Source organism: Citrobacter sp. wls826, assembly GCF_005281245.1.
GTDB lineage: Bacteria > Pseudomonadota > Gammaproteobacteria > Enterobacterales > Enterobacteriaceae > Citrobacter > Citrobacter braakii.
In genome coordinates this window covers 71,916-90,013 of the sequence record NZ_SZWS01000024.1, presented here as the reverse complement: position 1 = coordinate 90,013, position 18,098 = coordinate 71,916, and the positions used below count along the sequence as shown (strand labels likewise).

The 18,098-nt window shown below is 52.3% G+C and carries 20 protein-coding genes and 1 pseudogene; 15 read left to right on the top strand and 6 right to left on the bottom strand.

Annotated elements, in window-relative coordinates:
* The 7 genes from nagA to FDW87_RS05470 all read left to right on the top strand — a co-directional run.
* Window positions 1–890, top strand: an 890-nt coding sequence (gene nagA / locus FDW87_RS05500) for an N-acetylglucosamine-6-phosphate deacetylase (protein ID WP_252363017.1), incomplete at its 5' end; no start/stop codon positions are given.
* A gap of 301 nt (window positions 891–1,191) precedes the next feature.
* Complete coding sequence (locus FDW87_RS05495) at window positions 1,192–2,346, top strand: AgaS family sugar isomerase (RefSeq protein ID WP_137379509.1); 1,155 nt, start codon at window positions 1,192–1,194, stop codon at window positions 2,344–2,346.
* Window positions 2,347–2,358: 12 nt separating this feature from the next.
* Window positions 2,359–3,234 (top strand): tagatose-bisphosphate aldolase subunit KbaY, encoded by an 876-nt coding sequence (gene kbaY, locus FDW87_RS05490; protein WP_137379508.1) that lies wholly within the window; start codon window positions 2,359–2,361, stop codon window positions 3,232–3,234.
* A gap of 185 nt (window positions 3,235–3,419) precedes the next feature.
* Window positions 3,420–3,896 carry a PTS galactosamine transporter subunit IIB gene (gene agaB, locus FDW87_RS05485; protein WP_016157556.1) on the top strand — a complete coding sequence of 159 codons (477 nt, stop codon included), beginning with the start codon at window positions 3,420–3,422 and terminating at the stop codon, window positions 3,894–3,896.
* Between the two features lie 54 nt (window positions 3,897–3,950).
* Window positions 3,951–4,751 (top strand): PTS galactosamine transporter subunit IIC, encoded by an 801-nt coding sequence (gene agaC / locus FDW87_RS05480; protein WP_016157557.1) that lies wholly within the window; start codon window positions 3,951–3,953, stop codon window positions 4,749–4,751.
* Window positions 4,741–5,532, top strand: coding sequence for a PTS galactosamine transporter subunit IID (gene agaD / locus FDW87_RS05475; protein WP_016157558.1), 792 nt, complete (start codon window positions 4,741–4,743; stop codon window positions 5,530–5,532). Before agaC ends, agaD begins: the two co-directional genes overlap by 11 nt.
* A 53-nt stretch (window positions 5,533–5,585) precedes the next feature.
* Window positions 5,586–6,305 (top strand): galactosamine-6-phosphate isomerase, encoded by a 720-nt coding sequence (locus FDW87_RS05470; RefSeq protein WP_016157559.1) that lies wholly within the window; start codon window positions 5,586–5,588, stop codon window positions 6,303–6,305.
* 137 nt (window positions 6,306–6,442) lie between these two features.
* Here FDW87_RS05470 and rsmI read toward each other — a convergent pair whose 3' ends face one another.
* A complete protein-coding gene (gene rsmI, locus FDW87_RS05465; RefSeq protein WP_016154652.1) occupies window positions 6,443–7,306 on the bottom strand; it encodes a 16S rRNA (cytidine(1402)-2'-O)-methyltransferase in 864 nt (287 codons plus the stop codon).
* Window positions 7,307–7,369: 63 nt separating this feature from the next.
* On the opposite strand from rsmI, the gene FDW87_RS05460 reads away from it, so the two are divergent.
* The 4 genes from FDW87_RS05460 to dolP are packed head-to-tail and all read left to right on the top strand — an operon-like array spanning window position 7,370 to window position 10,984.
* Window positions 7,370–9,421, top strand: coding sequence for a penicillin-binding protein activator (locus FDW87_RS05460; protein WP_046275524.1), 2,052 nt, complete (start codon window positions 7,370–7,372; stop codon window positions 9,419–9,421).
* Window positions 9,379–9,774 carry a YraN family protein gene (locus tag FDW87_RS05455; RefSeq protein WP_016157561.1) on the top strand — a complete coding sequence of 132 codons (396 nt, stop codon included), beginning with the start codon at window positions 9,379–9,381 and terminating at the stop codon, window positions 9,772–9,774. The genes FDW87_RS05460 and FDW87_RS05455 overlap by 43 nt, the downstream gene beginning before the upstream one ends.
* Window positions 9,775–9,808: 34 nt before the next feature.
* A complete protein-coding gene (gene diaA, locus FDW87_RS05450) occupies window positions 9,809–10,399 on the top strand; it encodes a DnaA initiator-associating protein DiaA (protein ID WP_003024948.1) in 591 nt (196 codons plus the stop codon).
* Window positions 10,400–10,408: 9 nt separating this feature from the next.
* A complete protein-coding gene (dolP, locus tag FDW87_RS05445) occupies window positions 10,409–10,984 on the top strand; it encodes a division/outer membrane stress-associated lipid-binding lipoprotein (protein ID WP_003024954.1) in 576 nt (191 codons plus the stop codon).
* A gap of 49 nt (window positions 10,985–11,033) precedes the next feature.
* Here dolP and FDW87_RS05440 read toward each other — a convergent pair whose 3' ends face one another.
* Both FDW87_RS05440 and FDW87_RS05435 read right to left on the bottom strand, forming a co-directional pair.
* Complete coding sequence (locus FDW87_RS05440) at window positions 11,034–11,669, bottom strand: NAD(P)H-binding protein (protein ID WP_016154656.1); 636 nt, start codon at window positions 11,667–11,669, stop codon at window positions 11,034–11,036.
* A 37-nt stretch (window positions 11,670–11,706) separates the two neighbouring features.
* Window positions 11,707–12,135: a YhbP family protein gene (locus FDW87_RS05435; RefSeq protein ID WP_016157562.1), complete on the bottom strand. Its 429-nt coding sequence runs from the start codon at window positions 12,133–12,135 to the stop codon at window positions 11,707–11,709.
* Window positions 12,136–12,178: 43 nt separating this feature from the next.
* Here FDW87_RS05435 and FDW87_RS05430 point away from each other — a divergent pair.
* Window positions 12,179–12,488: pseudogene (locus tag FDW87_RS05430) on the top strand (GIY-YIG nuclease family protein).
* On the opposite strand, the gene FDW87_RS05425 reads toward FDW87_RS05430, so the two are convergent.
* Both FDW87_RS05425 and FDW87_RS05420 read right to left on the bottom strand, forming a co-directional pair.
* Window positions 12,475–12,978 (bottom strand): GNAT family N-acetyltransferase, encoded by a 504-nt coding sequence (locus FDW87_RS05425; RefSeq protein ID WP_016157563.1) that lies wholly within the window; start codon window positions 12,976–12,978, stop codon window positions 12,475–12,477. The pseudogene FDW87_RS05430 and the gene FDW87_RS05425 sit on opposite strands and share 14 nt — an antisense overlap.
* Window positions 12,972–13,496, bottom strand: coding sequence for an SCP2 domain-containing protein (locus tag FDW87_RS05420; protein WP_016154660.1), 525 nt, complete (start codon window positions 13,494–13,496; stop codon window positions 12,972–12,974). The genes FDW87_RS05425 and FDW87_RS05420 overlap by 7 nt, the downstream gene beginning before the upstream one ends.
* A 219-nt stretch (window positions 13,497–13,715) precedes the next feature.
* Here FDW87_RS05420 and FDW87_RS05415 point away from each other — a divergent pair, with 219 nt between their 5' ends.
* From FDW87_RS05415 to FDW87_RS05405, 3 genes are all read left to right on the top strand, one after another.
* Entirely contained in the window at window positions 13,716–14,711 is a 996-nt protein-coding gene (locus FDW87_RS05415) for a peptidase U32 family protein (RefSeq protein WP_016154661.1), read from the top strand.
* A gap of 8 nt (window positions 14,712–14,719) precedes the next feature.
* On the top strand, window positions 14,720–15,598 hold the full coding sequence (locus FDW87_RS05410) for a U32 family peptidase (RefSeq protein WP_019077776.1): 879 nt from the start codon (window positions 14,720–14,722) through the stop codon (window positions 15,596–15,598).
* Between the two features lie 80 nt (window positions 15,599–15,678).
* Entirely contained in the window at window positions 15,679–16,686 is a 1,008-nt protein-coding gene (locus FDW87_RS05405; RefSeq protein WP_094761384.1) for a luciferase-like monooxygenase, read from the top strand.
* Window positions 16,687–16,775: 89 nt separating this feature from the next.
* Here the strand turns inward: FDW87_RS05405 and mtr are convergent, their stop codons facing one another.
* Window positions 16,776–18,020, bottom strand: a complete 1,245-nt coding sequence (gene mtr / locus FDW87_RS05400) for a tryptophan permease (RefSeq protein ID WP_016154664.1) — start codon at window positions 18,018–18,020, stop codon at window positions 16,776–16,778.
* Window positions 18,021–18,098 lie beyond the last annotated feature (78 nt).

Genomic DNA, 18,098 nt, shown 5'->3' with positions numbered 1-18,098 from the left:
AAGGGGTAGCCAACTGGCTACCCACTACCGTCACCGCTCCACTACCGGATATTCACAATGCGCTGGAGCGTATTGCCCGTCGCTACCATTGCGGCGGGCCTGGCGCACAGGTGCTGGGCAGTTATCTTGAAGGCCCATATTTTACGCCGCAGAACAAAGGGGCGCACCCGCCTGAGCTTTTCAGGGAACTGGAGCTCAGTGAACTGGCTGAACTGATTACGGTTTCCCAGCACACATTGCGCGTCGTTGCGCTGGCACCAGAAAAAACTGGCGCATTGCAGGCTATCGAATATCTGAAGCGGCGCAACGTCCGAGTGATGCTGGGCCACAGCGCAGCCAACTGGGAACAAACCCGCGCGGCCTTTGATGCAGGTGCTGACGGATTAGTTCACTGCTATAACGGTATGACTGGCTTACATCACCGGGAGCCCGGTATGGTTGGCGCAGGGTTAACCGACCCTCGCGCCTGGCTGGAGCTTATCGCTGACGGACACCATGTCCACCCGGCGGCCATGAAGCTGTGCTGCTGTTGCGCGAAAGAGAGACTGGTGCTGATCACAGATGCCATGCAGGCAGCAGGAATGCCTGACGGGCGCTATTCGCTCTGCGGTGAGCAAGTGGAAATGCGCAGCGGAATTGTGCGTACCACGTCCGGTGGCCTGGCTGGCAGCACGCTCTCGGTTGATGCAGCCGTACGAAATATGATCGAGTTCACCGGGATAACGGCAGAAGAGGCAATTCATATGGCCTCTCTCCACCCTGCACGTCTGTTGGGAATCGATCGCCAACTGGGATCGTTAGCAGTGGGTAAACGTGCCGACGCGATCGCGCTTAATAGCGGGCTGCATTTACAACAGATCTGGATTCAGGGTCAGGCTCTCCCCCTTTGACCTTTCATTTTGTCTTGTGTTGGCCTGCGAACCTTGATCGTAAGGCCTTTCTTTTCCTTTCGCTTAAGGAAATACTCAACCACCTTATAACAACTCTTATCTTTATAGATCAATAAGATAATTACATCCTTCGCTCTCACGATCACAATTTTCGTTTTATTTCATTTCATCTTATTGACCTTTCGATTTCTTTTCTATAGATTTTAATTAATAGATTATATGAGCAAGTGAAACGAAACGAAAGATAGCGATATTTTCGCCAGCGTCTTATGTGGATTTTACAAGACTAAGGACTTAAGTTATGCCAGAAACCTATACCCCTGTTACTGCGGTAACGGGCACCTGGACCGAAGAAGAGATCCGTCAACAACCTGCCAGTTGGATCCGTTCTCTCACCAATATCGACAATATTCGATCCGCCATTGATAGCTTTCTTGCGCCATTGTTGCGCAAAAACGATCTGCGGATCGTACTAACCGGGGCCGGGACCTCAGCATTCATTGGCGACATCATCGCCCCGTGGCTGGCAAGCTACACCGGAAAAAACATCACTGCCGTTCCGACCACTGACCTGGTCACCAATCCGATGGATTATCTGAATCCCGCACATCCACTGCTGCTAGTTTCTTTCGCTCGCTCAGGTAACAGCCCAGAAAGCGTTGCTGCAGTAGAACTGGCTAATCAGTTTGTATCTGAGTGTTATCACCTGCCAATCACCTGTAACGAAGCTGGTTGCCTGTATCAAAACGCAGTCGCAAGCGACAATGCCTTTGCTCTGTTAATGCCCGCAGAGACACATGACCGTGGTTTTGCCATGACCAGCAGCATTACCACCATGATGGCCAGTTGCCTGGCAGTATTCGCCCCAGAGAAAATCAATAGTCAGACCTTCCACGACGTAGCCGATCGGTGCCAGGCGATCCTGACTTCACTGGGCGATTTCAGCGACGGTGTGTTCGGCAATGATCCGTGGAAACGGATCGTCTACCTTGGTAGCGGTGGATTACAGGGAGCTGCGCGTGAATCGGCACTGAAAGTTCTGGAACTGACTGCGGGTAAACTGGCTGCATTTTATGACTCCCCGACCGGCTTTCGTCACGGTCCAAAGTCGCTGGTTGATAACGAAACGCTGGTAGTGGTTTTTGTTTCCAGCCACCCCTATACACGTCAGTACGATCTCGATCTATTGGCAGAGTTACGCCGCGATCGTCAGGCGCTACGAGTTGTCGCAATTGCCGCACAAACCCATGAAGTGATTGAAGCTGGCCCACATATTCTGCTGCCGCCAGCACGCTCTTTCATTGATATGGAATTAGCGTTCTGCTTCCTGATTTACGCCCAGGTCTTTGCTTTGACGCAATCCATTAACATCGGCAATACACCGGATACGCCTTCTGCCAGCGGCACTGTGAACCGCGTTGTACAGGGCGTTGTTATTCATCCCTGGAACGCCTAAAAGGATCGTTATATGAGCATTATTTCCACAAAATATCTCCTGCTGGATGCACAAAAAAAAGGCTACGCCGTCCCCGCCTTCAACATTCACAACGCCGAGACGATCCAGGCGATCCTTGAAGTATGCAATGAAATGCGATCGCCCGTGATCCTCGCCGGAACCCCAGGTACCTTTAAGCATATTGCACTGGAAGAGATCTATGCACTGTGCAGCGCTTATTCCACCAGCTACGACATGCCGCTGGCGTTACATCTCGATCATCATGAGTCTCTGGACGATATTCGCCGCAAAGTAAATGCAGGAGTACGCAGCGCAATGATCGACGGCAGCCATTTCCCGTTTGAAGAAAACGTGAAACTGGTTAAATCCGTCGTAGATTTTTGCCATGCCAAAGATTGCAGCGTCGAAGCAGAGTTAGGTCGCCTCGGCGGTGTTGAAGATGACATGAGCGTGGATGCCGAAAGTGCCTTCCTCACCGATCCACAAGAAGCCAAACAGTTTGTTGAGCGTACCGGCGTAGACAGCCTTGCAGTCGCCATTGGTACGGCTCACGGCCTCTACACCAAAACGCCTAAAATCGATTTCCAACGGCTGGGTGAAATTCGTGAAGTAGTCGACGTTCCACTGGTACTACATGGCGCAAGCGATGTCCCTGACGAATACGTCCGCCGCACGATCGAACTTGGTGTGTGCAAAGTTAACGTTGCTACCGAGCTGAAGATTGCCTTTGCCGATGCAGTCAAAGCGTGGTTTGCGGAAAATCCACAAGGTAATGATCCCCGTTATTATATGCGGGTCGGTATGGATGCGATGAAAGAAGTGGTGCGTAGCAAAGTTAATGTATGCGGCTCAGCAAACAAATTGATGGCTGTCCGCGAATTATCGTGACCATCGTTATATTTCTTTTTTATTCTTGAGTGCTATCTGCATAATGTCTTTTAGCACTCATTATTCGAATAATAGAGATATATAGCGTTTAAATTACGCTGAATAAATTCACAAACTTGATACTGCAATAATAATATATTTCAATAATCTATGTAATTCAATCTTTTTATGGTGAGGATTAAAATATGAGTGGTCCAAAAATTCTGTTAACCCGCATTGATAACCGATTAGTACATGGACAGGTTGGTGTCACATGGACATCCACAATTGGTGCTAACTTGTTGGTCGTTATTGATGATGACGTTGCTCAAGATGAGATTCAGCAGAAATTAATGAGCATCACTGCTGAAACTTACGGTTTTGGCATCCGCTTTTTTTCCATAGATAAAACCATAAACGTTATCGGTAAGGCCGCACCACATCAGAAAATTTTTCTTATTTGTCGGACGCCACAAACAGTAAGAAGATTGCTCGAAGGAGGTATTCAACTGAACGATGTCAATGTGGGTAACATGCATTTCTCTGAAGGCAAAAAACAGATAAGCAGCAAAGTTTACGTTAATGAACAAGATCTTGATGACCTGCATTTTATAAAAAAACAGGGTGTTCATATTTTTATTCAGGATGTCCCTGGAGATCAAAAAGAACAGATTCCTGATTAAAAGGCTAAACAACTTTTTCATAATAAAAGGATTTATTTTCTTGAGGTGATATATATGCATGAAATAACCCTTATTCAGGGTATATCCCTGGCTGCATTAGTTTTCTTTCTTGGAATCGACTTTTGGCTGGAAGCCTTGTTTTTATTCAGACCGATTATTGTATGTACTTTAACCGGCGCTATTCTGGGTGATATTCATATTGGCCTAATAACAGGTGGTTTGACCGAGCTGGCATTTGCTGGCCTAACCCCCGCAGGAGGCGTACAGCCACCCAATCCAATAATGGCCGGTTTAATGACCACTGTTATCGCATGGTCTACCGGCGTGGATGCCAAAACAGCCATCGGTCTTGGTTTGCCCTTCAGCCTTCTAATGCAATACGTAATATTGTTCTTTTACTCAGCATTCTCTCTGTTTATGGCAAAAGCCGATAACTGTGCGAGAGAAGCAAACACAAGCGCATTTACGCGTCTGAACTGGCTGACAACACTGATTGTTGCTTCTTCATACGCCATCATCGCCTTCCTGTGTACGTATCTGGCACAGGGCGCTATGCAGTCACTGGTAAAAGCCATGCCCGCCTGGTTAACACATGGATTTGAAGTGGCGGGGGGCATTTTGCCTGCTGTTGGTTTTGGTTTGTTGCTCCGCGTGATGTTCAAAGCACAGTACATACCTTACCTGATTGCTGGCTTCCTCTTCGTCTGCTACATCCAGGTTAACAACCTACTGCCCGTCGCCGTATTGGGCGCAGGCTTCGCCGTATATGAATTTTTCAATGCGAAAGCCAAACAGCAGGCTCAACTTGCCACTAATAAAAACAATGAAGAAGAGGACTATAGCAATGGGATCTGAAATCAGTAAAAAAGACATTACTCGCCTTGGCTTTCGCTCGTCATTTCTTCAGGCCAGCTTTAACTATGAAAGGATGCAGGCAGGTGGTTTTACCTGGGCTATGCTCCCGGTACTAAAAAAAATTTATAAGGATGATAAAGCCGGTCTAAGCGCGGCGATGAAAGACCATTTAGAATTTATCAATACCCATCCTAATCTGGTCGGTTTTCTAATGGGATTATTGATCTCAATGGAAGAAAAGAGGGAAAACCGCGACACAATTAAAGGCTTGAAAGTGGCGCTATTTGGACCTATCGCCGGGATCGGCGATGCCATTTTCTGGTTCACCTTACTGCCTATTATGGCGGGGATCTGTTCATCTTTCGCCAGCCAGGGAAACATACTGGGACCAATTTTGTTTTTCGCCGTTTATTTGATGATCTTTTTCTTGCGCGTCGGCTGGACGCATGTCGGTTACTCGGTAGGTGTTAAAGCTATCGACAAAGTACGAGAAAATTCGCAGATGATCGCCCGCTCAGCAACGATCCTCGGGATCACAGTTATTGGCGGGCTTATCGCATCCTATGTGCACATTAACGTTGTAACTTCTTTTGCAATCGACAGTACCCACAGCGTGGCATTACAGCAGGATTTTTTCGATAAAGTATTCCCGAATATTTTACCGATGGGCTACACGTTACTGATGTACTACCTGTTGCGGGTGAAAAAAGCACATCCAGTACTGTTAATCGGCGTGACGTTTGTACTGTCAATTATCTCTTCAGCACTCGGCATACTTTAAACGAAATAAGGGTGAAGCAGCCTGCAACACCCTACTTCAAAAGGACTCGAAAAATGCAATATATTCAGTATTGCGACAATTATGACGTATTGAGCGATCGCGCCAGCGAACAGTTAATTACGCTGATACAGAATAAACCTGATGCAACCATCTGTCTGGCAACAGGAGGCACCCCCCTTCTCACATATCGCTACTTTGTCGAGAAAATTAACCAACGTAATATCGATTTTAATCGAGTGGTTTTCGTGAAATTGGATGAGTGGGTCGGTATTCCGTTGAACTCTCCTGCAACGTGTGAATCTTTCCTGCAACAACACATCGCTCAACCGCTGGGTTTACGAGCTGAACAGTTGGTTGGTTTTCAATCTGAAAATGTTAACGAGCAGGAATGCGAGCGCATCACAGAGATTATTGCCAGCCGAGGCGGCCTCGATTTATGTCTGCTCGGAATAGGCAAAAATGGCCATTTGGGATTGAATGAACCCACAGAGCTCCTGGAGCCATTTTGCCATATCAGCGTACTTGAGGAGAAAACGCGCCATCATGACATGTTAAAAACAGCTGGTAGTCGTGTGACTCACGGCATTACGCTGGGATTGAAAGACATCCTGAATGCAAAAGAGATTTTGTTGCTGATAGCAGGTGAAGGGAAGCACGATGCGGTAGAAAAATACCTAGCCGCCTCCGTTACTACTACTATTCCTGCTTCATTTTTATGGTTGCACCGCAATGTCAGTTGCCTGATTGACGGCTCACAATATCCTGATAAATAAAATTTACAGCAACCGCCACATCCCCCTGACGCAGCAACGCGTTGCAGTTTGCCTTTTAACTGCAACGCTTTCAGCGATTTCTTCCGACATTTCTTCCGACATTTCTTCCGACAAGCCGGTGATTAATCCAGGCCTTCTTACTCCCCCTGCTGTTCCAGCGCGTACTTATACAGCGCATTCTTCTTCACGCCGTGGATCTCAGCGGCCAGTGCGGCGGCCTTTTTCAGCGGCAGCTCTGCCTGCAATAAGGCCAACGTACGCAGCGCATCAGCCGGAAGGTCGTCTTCTTGCGCTTTGTGTCCTTCGACAATCAGCACCATTTCGCCTTTACGACGGTTTTCATCTTCCTTGACCCACGCCAGCAGTTCGCCGACCGGCGCACCGTGAATGGTTTCCCAGGTTTTGGTCAACTCACGCGCCAACACCACGTAGCGGGATTCGCCCCAGACGGCAACCATGTCTTCCAGGCTATCCAGCAAACGGTGGGTGGATTCATAAAAAATAAGCGTACGCGGTTCAGCCTCAATGGCTTTCATCGCATCACGACGCCCTTTCGATTTGGCAGGCAGAAAACCTTCATAGCAAAAGCGGTCTGAAGGCAGACCTGCAGCGCTCAGGGCAGCAATCGCCGCGCAAGGGCCTGGCAGGGGAACAACGCGGATCCCTGCTTCGCGACAGGTCCGTACCAGATGGTAACCAGGATCGTTAATCAGCGGCGTTCCGGCATCGGAAACCAGCGCAATGTTTTGCCCTTCTTTAAGCTTCGCCACCAGCGTTTCGGCCTTTTGCTGCTCGTTGTGATCATGTAAAGCGAACAAACGCGCGTTAATCGCGAAGTGTTGTAACAAGAGTCCTGTATGACGAGTGTCTTCAGCGGCAATCAAATCAACGGCTTGTAAAACTTCGAGCGCTCGTTGGGTAATATCAGCCAAATTTCCTATAGGAGTAGGTACAATAAAGAGTTGGCCTTGAGAATTATCCGCCGATTCGTGTTGTTTCATTGTGTCGTCCGTATTGCCGATTTAATATTGAGCATTGAGTAAAAAAATATCACTGGATACAGTATGGTACCCTCAACATTTTCTCGTTTGAAAGCCGCACGCGCGCTACCAGTCATTCTGGCTGCACTGATTTTCGCAGGCTGTGGCACCCAGGCGCCAGACCAGAGTGCAGCCCATATGCAGGGCACTGCGCAGGCTGATTCCGGCTTTTATCTGCAACAAATGCAGCAAAGCTCAGATGATAGCAAGACCAACTGGCAATTACTCGCCATTCGTGCACTGCTGAAAGAAGGCAAGAGCCAACAGGCTTTCGAGCTGTTCAACCAGCTACCACAGAAGCTAAGCGATACCCAGCGTCGTGAGCAGTCACTGCTGGCCGTCGAAATTAAGCTCGCGCAGAAAGATGTCGCTGGCGCACAGGCCCTGCTGGATAAGCTAACCCCCGCCGATTTTGATCAAAACCAGCAGGCGAGATACTGGCAGGCGCAAATCGACGTCAACCAGGGTCGTCCATCGCTGACGCTACTTCGCGCCCTGATCGCCCAGGAACCGCTGCTGGCCGCGAACGCTAAGCAGAAAAACATGGATGCCACCTGGCAGGCGCTGTCATCCATGACCCAGGAGCAAGCGCAGACGCTGGTCATCAATGCGGATGAAAACGTGCTGCAAGGCTGGTTAGATCTCCAGCGCGTCTGGTTCGATAACCGTAACGATCCAGACATGATGAAAGCCGGTATTGCTGACTGGCAGAAACGTTATCCACAAAACCCGGGGGCAAAACTGTTGCCAACGCAGTTGGTTAACGTGCAGAGCTTTAAACCCGCTTCCACCAGCAAAATTGCTCTGCTGCTGCCGCTGAACGGTCAGGCCGCTGTATTTGGCCGTACTATTCAGCAAGGCTTTGAAGCTGCGAAAAATATGGGTACTCAACCCGTAGCGGACCCTGCTGTTGCCGCGCCTGCTGCGGATACAGCGGCTGCGACGACCACGGAACAGCCGCAAACGACTGACGGTGTTGCCAGCCCGGCTCAGGCGTCAGTAAGCGATCTGACCAACGAGACGCCAGCACAGCCAGAAGCTACAGCTCCACAACCAACAGCGCCTGCGCAGCCAACAACCGCCAGCGCACCAGCGAATCCGTCCGCGGAGCTGAAAATCTACGACACGTCATCACAGCCGCTGAATCAGATCCTGACTCAGGTTCAGCAGGATGGCGCCAGCATCGTGGTTGGCCCACTGTTGAAGAACAATGTTGAAGAGCTGATGAAAAGCAACACGCCATTAAACGTCCTGGCGCTTAATCAGCCGGAGTCGGTGAAAAACCTGCCGAACGTCTGCTACTTCGCTCTGTCGCCAGAAGATGAAGCGCGCGACGCAGCACGCCACATTCGCGATCAAGGAAAGCAGACGCCGCTGTTGTTGATCCCGCGGAGTTCGTTAGGCGATCGCGTTGCCAACGCCTTTGCACAGGAGTGGCAAAAACTGGGTGGCGGCGTGGTGCTGCAGCAGAAGTTCGGCTCCACCGCTGAGCTGAAAATGGGCGTCAACGGCGGCTCGGGGATTTCCCTGACGGGCAGCCCGGTGGCCTCTTCTGTACCCGCGCAGCCTGGCGTGACGATTGGCGGTCTGACCATTCCGGCAGCACCTACCGATGCGCAAATCACCGGCGGCAGCGGTCGTGTTGATGCCGTATATATTCTGGCAACGCCGGAAGAAATTGCATTTATAAAGCCGATGATCGCCATGCGCAACGGTAGCCAGAGCGGTGCCACGCTGTACGCCAGCTCCCGTAGCGCGCAGGGAACTGCCGGCCCGGATTTCCGTCTGGAGATGGAAGGCTTGCAGTACAGCGAAATTCCGATGCTGGCAGGCGCTAACGCCCCTCTCATGCAGCAGGCGCTGGGCGCGGTTCGTAACGACTACTCGCTGGCACGTATGTACGCGATGGGCGTCGATGCCTGGTCGCTTGCCAACCACTTCTCGCAAATGCGTCAGGTGCAGGGTTTCGAAATTAACGGCAACACCGGAGCCTTAACCGCAACGCAGGATTGTGTGATTAACAGGAAGTTATCATGGCTCAAATACCAGCAAGGACAAGTCGTCCCCGCCAGTTAACGAGTAAACAGACCGGTGACGCGTGGGAATCCACCGCGCGTGACTGGCTGCAGAGCAAGGGACTGCATTTTATCGCCGCCAACGTGCGTGAGCGTGGCGGCGAAATCGACCTGATAATGCGTGAAGGCAACACCACCGTATTTGTTGAGGTTCGCTATCGGCGCTCAGCCCAGTTTGGCGGTGCAGCGGCGAGTGTGACCCGGAGCAAGCAACACAAATTATTACAGACTGCCCGCTTGTGGCTTGCGCGCCACAATGGAAGTTTTGATACTGTGGATTGCCGGTTCGATGTGTTAGCCTTCACCGGAAATGATGTTGAGTGGTTTAAGGACGCGTTCAACGACCGCTCATAGTTGAAGATTCAGAGCCTGGTTCTTAAGGATTAGCGTGTTAGATAGAATTAAAGTCTGCTTTACAGAAAGCATTCAAACTCAGATAGCTGCGGCTGAAGCACTTCCGGATGCGATCTCCCGTGCAGCCATGACGCTGGTTCAGTCCCTGCTCAATGGCAACAAAATTCTCTGTTGTGGTAATGGGACGTCCGCTGCCAACGCACAGCATTTTGCTGCCAGCATGATCAATCGTTTTGAAACAGAGCGCCCAAGTTTACCTGCGATTGCACTAAATACTGATAATGTGGTCTTAACTGCGATTGCCAACGATCGCCTGCACGACGAAGTTTATGCAAAACAAGTCCGTGCGCTGGGACATGCAGGTGATGTTCTACTGGCAATCTCTACGCGTGGTAATAGCCGCGATATCGTAAAAGCCGTTGAAGCCGCCGTGACACGCGACATGACAATTGTCGCACTGACCGGGTATGACGGAGGGGAGCTGGCCGGGTTACTGGGGCCGCAGGATGTTGAAATCCGTATCCCTTCACACCACAGCGCCCGCGTTCAGGAAATGCATATGCTGACGGTCAACTGCCTTTGCGATCTCATCGATAACACGCTTTTCCCTCACCAGGATGATTAAGGAGTACACATGAAGGCATTTTCGCCGCTTGCTGTGATTATCGCTGCCCTGCTGCTGCAAGGCTGTGTCGCTGCCGCCGTTGTCGGAACTGCTGCTGTCGGCACCAAAGCCGCGACGGATCCTCGCAGTGTAGGCACCCAGGTAGATGACGGAACCCTGGAATTACGCGTCAATACCGCGTTGTCGAAAGATGCCCAGATCAAGAAAGAGGCGCGTATCAACGTGAGCGCGTATCAGGGTAAAGTGCTGCTGGTCGGTCAGTCGCCAAATAGCGAACTGTCTGCGCGGGCAAAACAGATTGCGATGGGTGTAGAAGGTACCACTGAGGTCTTTAATGAGATCCGTCAGGGTCAGCCAATCGGCCTGGGCGATGCGTCTAACGATACCTGGATAACCACTAAAGTACGTTCCCAGTTGCTGACCAGCGATCAGGTGAAATCCTCTAACGTGAAAGTCACCACCGAAAACGGGGAAGTGTTCCTGTTGGGTCTGGTGACTGAACGTGAAGCGAAGGCTGCGGCAGACATCGCCAGCCGGGTAAGCGGCGTGAAACGCGTCACGACGGCTTTTACGTTTATTAAGTAAGACTGCTACAAATGCCGGATGGGGACGCCAGAGCGTCCTCTCCGGCATTTTATTTGGCTCTTTCGCGCAGTTCGGAAGAGGTCAGGATCGAAACGCCTTCATGTCCAGGTGCCAGTGCCTCCGCCAGCATAGCCCGGGCTACATCACGCGCCTCAATCGACTTCCAGTTCCCCGGCAGCAGCCGAAATAACGGCGCTAAAAACCTTTCATTCGCCCGCTGTTTATCCCGTTCTCCGAGTAACATTGAAGGCCGAACAATCGTCAGCCGCGGCCAATTTTGCGCGATCAGCGCCTGCTCCATTTCCCCTTTCACCCGGTTATAAAAAAACGGTGAATTGGCATTGGCACCCATCGAACTGACCACCAGCATATGCTGAGCGCCCAACCGACGCCCCGTCAGGGCCGTGTCCACCACCAGCGTATAGTCAGCATGGATAAACGCTTCTTTGCTACCCGCTTCTCGCCGGGTGGTTCCCAGACAACAAAAGACAATATCTACCGGATCGGTGACCTGCGCCAGCGCATCGGTTAGCTGCGGATCATAGGGATTATAGACGCCAGCCGTATCAGCCAGCGGTCGACGTGTCGGCGCCGTGATGGCATTGACCCGGGGTTCATTGAGCAGCATACGCAGCAAATTTCCGCCTACCAGCCCCGTTGCGCCTGTTATTAACACCTGACTCATCGCTAATCTTCCCCTGACTCTTTAATCACTCTATTAACTATAGATCACGTTGCCAGTGCATTTTTTTGCCAAAGCCCAGCGTGTTGTCCGTGAATTTGACTTCATCCAGTCGAATCTCCCATACGGGCGCTGGCAGCATTCTGGCGACCGGGAAACGGCGGTTGTAGGCGTTACGCGCGGCTTCACTCTCCTGCCCTTCAAGACGCCGGATTTCCCCTTTAAACTGTACGCCGCGAATCAGGGCGACCGTTTTGGGCTGACCATTTACCGTTCCGGCTATCGGCGCGCGCGGCCCGGACATCTGCGCATGGCGCGTTTTCTCTTCGGTCAGCACATAGAACACCATCTTCTGCGCATCAAACAGGTAAAACGCATTGGCGCACCATAATTCACCGTCATGATGTACACACCAGGTCACGACGTGCTGCTTTGCCAGCCAGCGGGTCACCGCAGTCAGTGTTTCCATTTCTGTTCTCTTTTATACTGTAGACCTGAAAATTATCACGTCGATGGTGACAATGACACCCTGGTATCTGTACCTGATCCGTACTGCGGACAACGCCTTATACACCGGAATAACCACCGATGTGCAGCGCCGCTATAAGCAGCATCAAAGTGGGAAAGGCGCGAAGGCGCTGCGCGGAAAGGGGGAACTCACGTTGGCATTTGCGGCTCAGGTCGGCGACCGTTCGCTGGCCCTGCGCTTAGAATATCGCGTCAAACAGCTTACAAAGCGGCAGAAAGAGCGCCTTGTTGAAGGCGAAGGGCTTGAGGCACTACTGAGCAGCCTGCAAACCCCCGGCGCTTAAAAACGATTGAAGTAGTCGTGGTATTCCACAAGGCCCGTCACACCCTCCAGCGCATCGTCCGCCAGGCGATGAACCTGGAACGCGCTTTCGGTGCCCGGCCAGCGGCAACGCAGGTCATGATGGGCAGCCAGCTCAAAACCAAAGCGGCTGTACAGCGCCGGATCGCCCAGCGTAACCACCGCGGCGTAACCAAACTCGTTCAGGGAATCGAGTCCTTCATAGACCAGCTGACGCGCCAGGCCCTGCCCACGGTAGTTTTCATCCACCGCGAGCGGCGCCATGCCGACCCATTGCAGATCTTCGCCCTGGACATCGACAGGGCTGAACGCGACGTAACCCACTACCTGACCTTCGTCATCGGTAGCAACCAGACCCAGCGTTATGAAACCGTCTTCACGCAGGTCGTGCACTAATTTCGCTTCCGCATCGCTCTCAAATGAACGACGCAGCAATGCATCAATACCTGGGGCATCAATGGGAATTTCAACTCGAATCAGCATGGCTCACCTACCGAAGTCTGTTTGGTTTCTGGCGACGTTTTCATTCCCGCCTCAACAAAATCCGCCAACTGCATCAGCATGACGCGCAACGCTTTAGGCATCTGATCCAGTTCGATGGCGTCCATCAGATTTTTTACATACAGCCCTAATTCTGTATCACCTTCAATCACCAGGCGACGCTGGAAGAACAGCGTATCCGGATCCTGCTTACGCGCCGCGATCATCAGGAGATCGCTGGCATCCGCGCTAAAACTCACATCCGCCTCTGCATTCTGGCTGACGATAAGTTTATCGTTCTCAACAGAGGTATACCATTTAAGGCCAATGTCACGCACATGAATGCTCAGCCAGCGACCGTCGAGAAACTCCAGCTCCCCATCGGCCAGCGCCTGACTAAACTGCCAGCTCAGGACCTGCTCCAGAACCTGGCGCTTCAGCGCAAAGGGCGTCAGTTTAACCGGTACACTCATCAGAGAAGGACCAAAATGTACTAAGCGTGAACGCAGTTTATCCAACACGAGCTTTACTCCCTGTTTCAATTATCCTGCTATTTTGCCATATCAAATAAACGACATAGCGGCATAAATCAACAATTCGCTACGAAATTGTTACCTCTTATTGGTATCACCAATACGACTTTAACTGCCTCAAATCAAAAATTGTCTCAGCAAGGTTAACTAAAATCCCTCTTCGTTAACATTTCTGCGCCCTTTACGGCGCAACGTTCAGGATAAATTATGGAGCTGCTCTGCCCTGCCGGAAACCTCCCGGCGCTTAAGGCGGCCATCGAGAACGGCGCTGATGCGGTCTACATCGGGCTGAAAGATGATACCAACGCCCGTCATTTCGCCGGCCTTAATTTTACCGAGAAAAAATTGCAGGAAGCGGTGAGTTTTGTCCATCAGCACCGCCGTAAGCTGCACATCGCGATTAACACCTTTGCGCATCCGGATGGTTACGCGCGCTGGCAACGTGCCGTAGATATGGCGGCGCAACTGGGTGCGGATGCGCTGATCCTCGCCGACCTCGCCATGCTTGAGTATGCCGCAGAGCGCTACCCGCATATTGAGCGTCATGTCTCTGTTCAGGCATCTGCAACCAATGAAGAGGCGATTAATTTCTATCATCGCAACTTTGATGTCGCCCGCGTGGTGCTGCCGCGCGTACTGTCTATTCACCAGGTGAAGCAACTCGCTCGCGTCACGCCAGTTCCCCTGGAAGTGTTCGCCTTTGGCAGTCTGTGCATTATGGCGGAAGGCCGCTGCTATCTTTCATCCTATCTGACGGGCGAGTCTCCTAATACGGTTGGCGCCTGCTCTCCTGCCCGTTTTGTTCGCTGGCAGCAGACCCAACAAGGGCTGGAATCCCGTCTTAATGAAGTGCTGATCGACCGTTATCAGGACGGAGAAAACGCCGGTTATCCGACGCTGTGTAAAGGCCGCTATCTGGTTGATGGCGAGCGCTATCATGCGCTGGAAGAACCCACCAGCCTGAATACGCTGGAGCTGCTGCCAGAACTGCTGGCGGCCAATATTGCCTCGGTAAAAATCGAAGGGCGTCAGCGTAGCCCGGCCTACGTCAGCCAGGTGGCGAAAGTGTGGCGCCAGGCGATCGACCGCTGTATGGCCGACCCGCAAAACTACGCCCCACAGGCCGCGTGGATGGAAACGCTCGGTTCAATGTCCGAAGGCACGCAGACCACGCTTGGCGCGTATCACCGTAAATGGCAGTGAGAGAAGCAATGAAATATTCCTTAGGGCCGGTGCTGTGGTACTGGCCGAAAGAAACGCTGGAAGATTTTTATCAGCAGGCCGCCACCAGCCAGGCCGACGTTATCTATCTTGGCGAAGCGGTGTGCAGTAAACGCCGCGCTACCAAAGTAGGCGACTGGATCGATATGGCGAAATCGCTCGCTGGCAGCGGTAAACAGGTGGTGCTGTCAACGCTGGCGCTGGTGCAGGCCTCCTCTGAACTGGGAGAGCTGAAGCGCTATGTCGAAAACGGCGACTTCCTGCTGGAAGCCAGCGATCTCGGCGTGGTAAACATGTGTGCCGAGCGTAAGCTGCCGTTTGTCGCCGGGCATGCGCTCAACTGCTACAACGCGGTAACCCTGCGTTTGCTGCTCAGGCAGGGCATGGTGCGCTGGTGTATGCCGGTAGAACTGTCCCGTGACTGGCTGGTCAATCTGCTTAACCAGTGTGAAGAGCTGGGTATTCGCAATCAGTTTGAAGTAGAGGTACTGAGCTACGGGCATCTGCCGCTGGCGTACTCTGCCCGCTGCTTTACCGCACGCTCTGAAGACCGTCCAAAAGACGAGTGTGAAACCTGCTGCATCAAATACCCGAATGGGCGCGATGTGCTGTCGCAGGAGAATCAGCAGGTCTTTGTCCTCAACGGCATCCAAACCATGAGCGGCTATGTTTACAACCTCGGCAACGAGCTGACATCAATGCAGGGTCTGGTTGATATTGTGCGTCTGTCCCCTTCAGGCAGCGACACGTTCGCCATGCTTGATGCCTTCCGCGCCAATGAAAATGGCACTGCCCCATTACCGCTTGCTGCCCACAGCGACTGCAACGGCTACTGGAAACGGCTGGCAGGTCTTGAACTACAGCCGTGATTAATAGCTCACTTTGTTAACAACATTCGCTAATCTTTAATGCAGTATTAAAAGATTAACCGGTAACAAAGTGAGCCGTTATGACTGACAAAACTATTCCGTTCTCGGTGCTGGATCTGGCGCCGATCCCTGAAGGATCTTCGGCAAAAGAGGCCTTCACACACTCGCTTGATCTCGCTCGACTGGCCGAAAAGCGCGGCTACCACCGCTACTGGCTGGCAGAACATCACAATATGACCGGCATCGCCAGCGCGGCGACCTCTGTGCTGATTGGCTATCTGGCGGCCAATACCACCACGCTGCATCTTGGTTCTGGCGGCGTTATGCTGCCCAACCATTCGCCGCTGGTGATCGCCGAGCAGTTCGGTACCCTGAATACGCTGTATCCGGGACGAATCGATCTCGGGCTTGGCCGCGCGCCGGGTAGCGACCAGCCGACCATGCGCGCGTTGCGCCGCCATATGAGTGGTGATATCGATAACTTCCCGCGCGACGTAGCTGAACTGGTGGACTGGTTCGACGCCCGCGATCCAAATCCTCATGTACGCCCGGTTCCCGGCTACGGCGAGCAGATCCCGGTCTGGTTATTAGGCTCCAGTCTGTACAGCGCACAGCTGGCAGCCCAGCTCGGCCTGCCATTTGCCTTCGCCTCGCACTTTGCTCCGGATATGTTGCATCAGGCGCTGCATCTGTATCGCACCCAGTTCAAGGCCTCTGAGCGGCTGGCAAAACCGTATGCGATGGTGTGCATCAACATCATTGCCGCCGACAGCAACCGCGATGCCGAATTTCTTTTCACCTCAATGCAGCAGGCGTTTGTGAAACTGCGTCGTGGCGAAACCGGCCAGCTACCGCCACCGGTAGAGAATATGCATCAGCTGTGGTCCGCTTCTGAGCAGTACGGCGTACAACAGGCGCTGAGCATGTCGCTGGTTGGTGATAAGGCGAAAGTGCGACACGGTCTCGACGCCATTTTGCGTGAAACCCAGGCCGATGAAATTATGGTTAACGGCCAGATTTTTGATCATCAGGCACGTCTACATTCGTTTGACCTGGCGATGCAGGTGAAAGAAGAGTTGGTGGGGTAATCGTTGTTTTGCCCGGTGGCATTTGGCTTACCGGGCCTACGAGATCGTATAGGCCGGATTAGGCGCAACCGCCATCCGGCACTAAAAGGTTACTGGTACACAGGCAACAAATTCACGCTCGACAGAATATGGATAACCGCGTTGCCGATACCGAATACCAGGATCAGCGCAATCATCGGCTTGCCGCCCCAGACACGGAATTTCGGGCTGCCAAAACGCTCGCGGGATTTACGGGCCAGCAGCGCCGGAACAATGGCGGCCCAGATGGTCGCGGCAAGCCCTGCATAGCCAATGGCGTACAGGAAACCGTTCGGCCACAGCAGGCCACCGACAATCGGCGGGACAAACGTCAGCAATGCCGTTTTAAAACGTCCCATTGCCGAGTCATCAAAGCCAAACAGATCCGCCAAATAGTCAAACAGACCGAGCGTGACCCCGAGGAATGAACTCGCCACCGCAAAGTTGGAGAACACCACCAGCAGCAGATCCAGACTGCGGCTGTTCAACACGCCGCTCAGCGCCTGTACCAGCACATCAATGTTACCGCCCTGCTGCGCAATACCGATAAATTCCGGACGCGGGATGTTACCCATCGTCCCCAGCAACCATACGGTATACAGCACCAGCGCCAGCAGCGTGCCGTACACCAGGCACTTCACGATGGTTTTCGGATCTTTGCCGTAGTACTTCATCAGGCTCGGGACGTTGCCGTGATAGCCGAATGAGGCCAGGCAGAACGGTAACGTCATCAGCAAGTACGGCGTATACGAAGCGTTGCTCTGCGCCACGTTAAACAGCGTAGTAGGCGTAACATGCCCCAGCAGACTGCCGAAGGTCAGGAAAAAAGTAATCACCTTCGCGCCCAGCACAATCGCCGTCATGCGGCTAACCGCTTTGGTGCTTAACCACACCACGAACGCCACCAGCAGCGCAAAACCAAGACCTGCCGCACGCGCCGGAACGTTCAGCGACATCTCCGAGAAGGTGTGATGCAGGATCGAACCGCTCGCCGAGATATACGCATAGGTAAGGATATAGAGAACGAAAGCAATCGAGATGCCGTTCACAACGTTCCAGCCTTTGCCCAGCAGATCTTTCGTGATGGTGTCAAAGCTGGAACCAATGCGGTAATTGAGGTTAGCTTCAAGGATCATCAGCCCGGAGTGCAGCATGCAAAACCAGGTGAAGATCAGCGCCGCCATTGACCAGAAGAACCACGCCCCGGACATGACCACTGGCAGAGAAAACATCCCTGCGCCAATAATGGTGCCGCCGATGATCACCACGCCGCCAAGCAGCGAAGGTGACGTTTGGGTGGTGGTTAGTGTTGCCATTTAGCCATCTCTCCAGTCATTTATATTGTGACTACATTTCAATGTGCTGCACTGTACCAGTACACGAGTACAAATGAA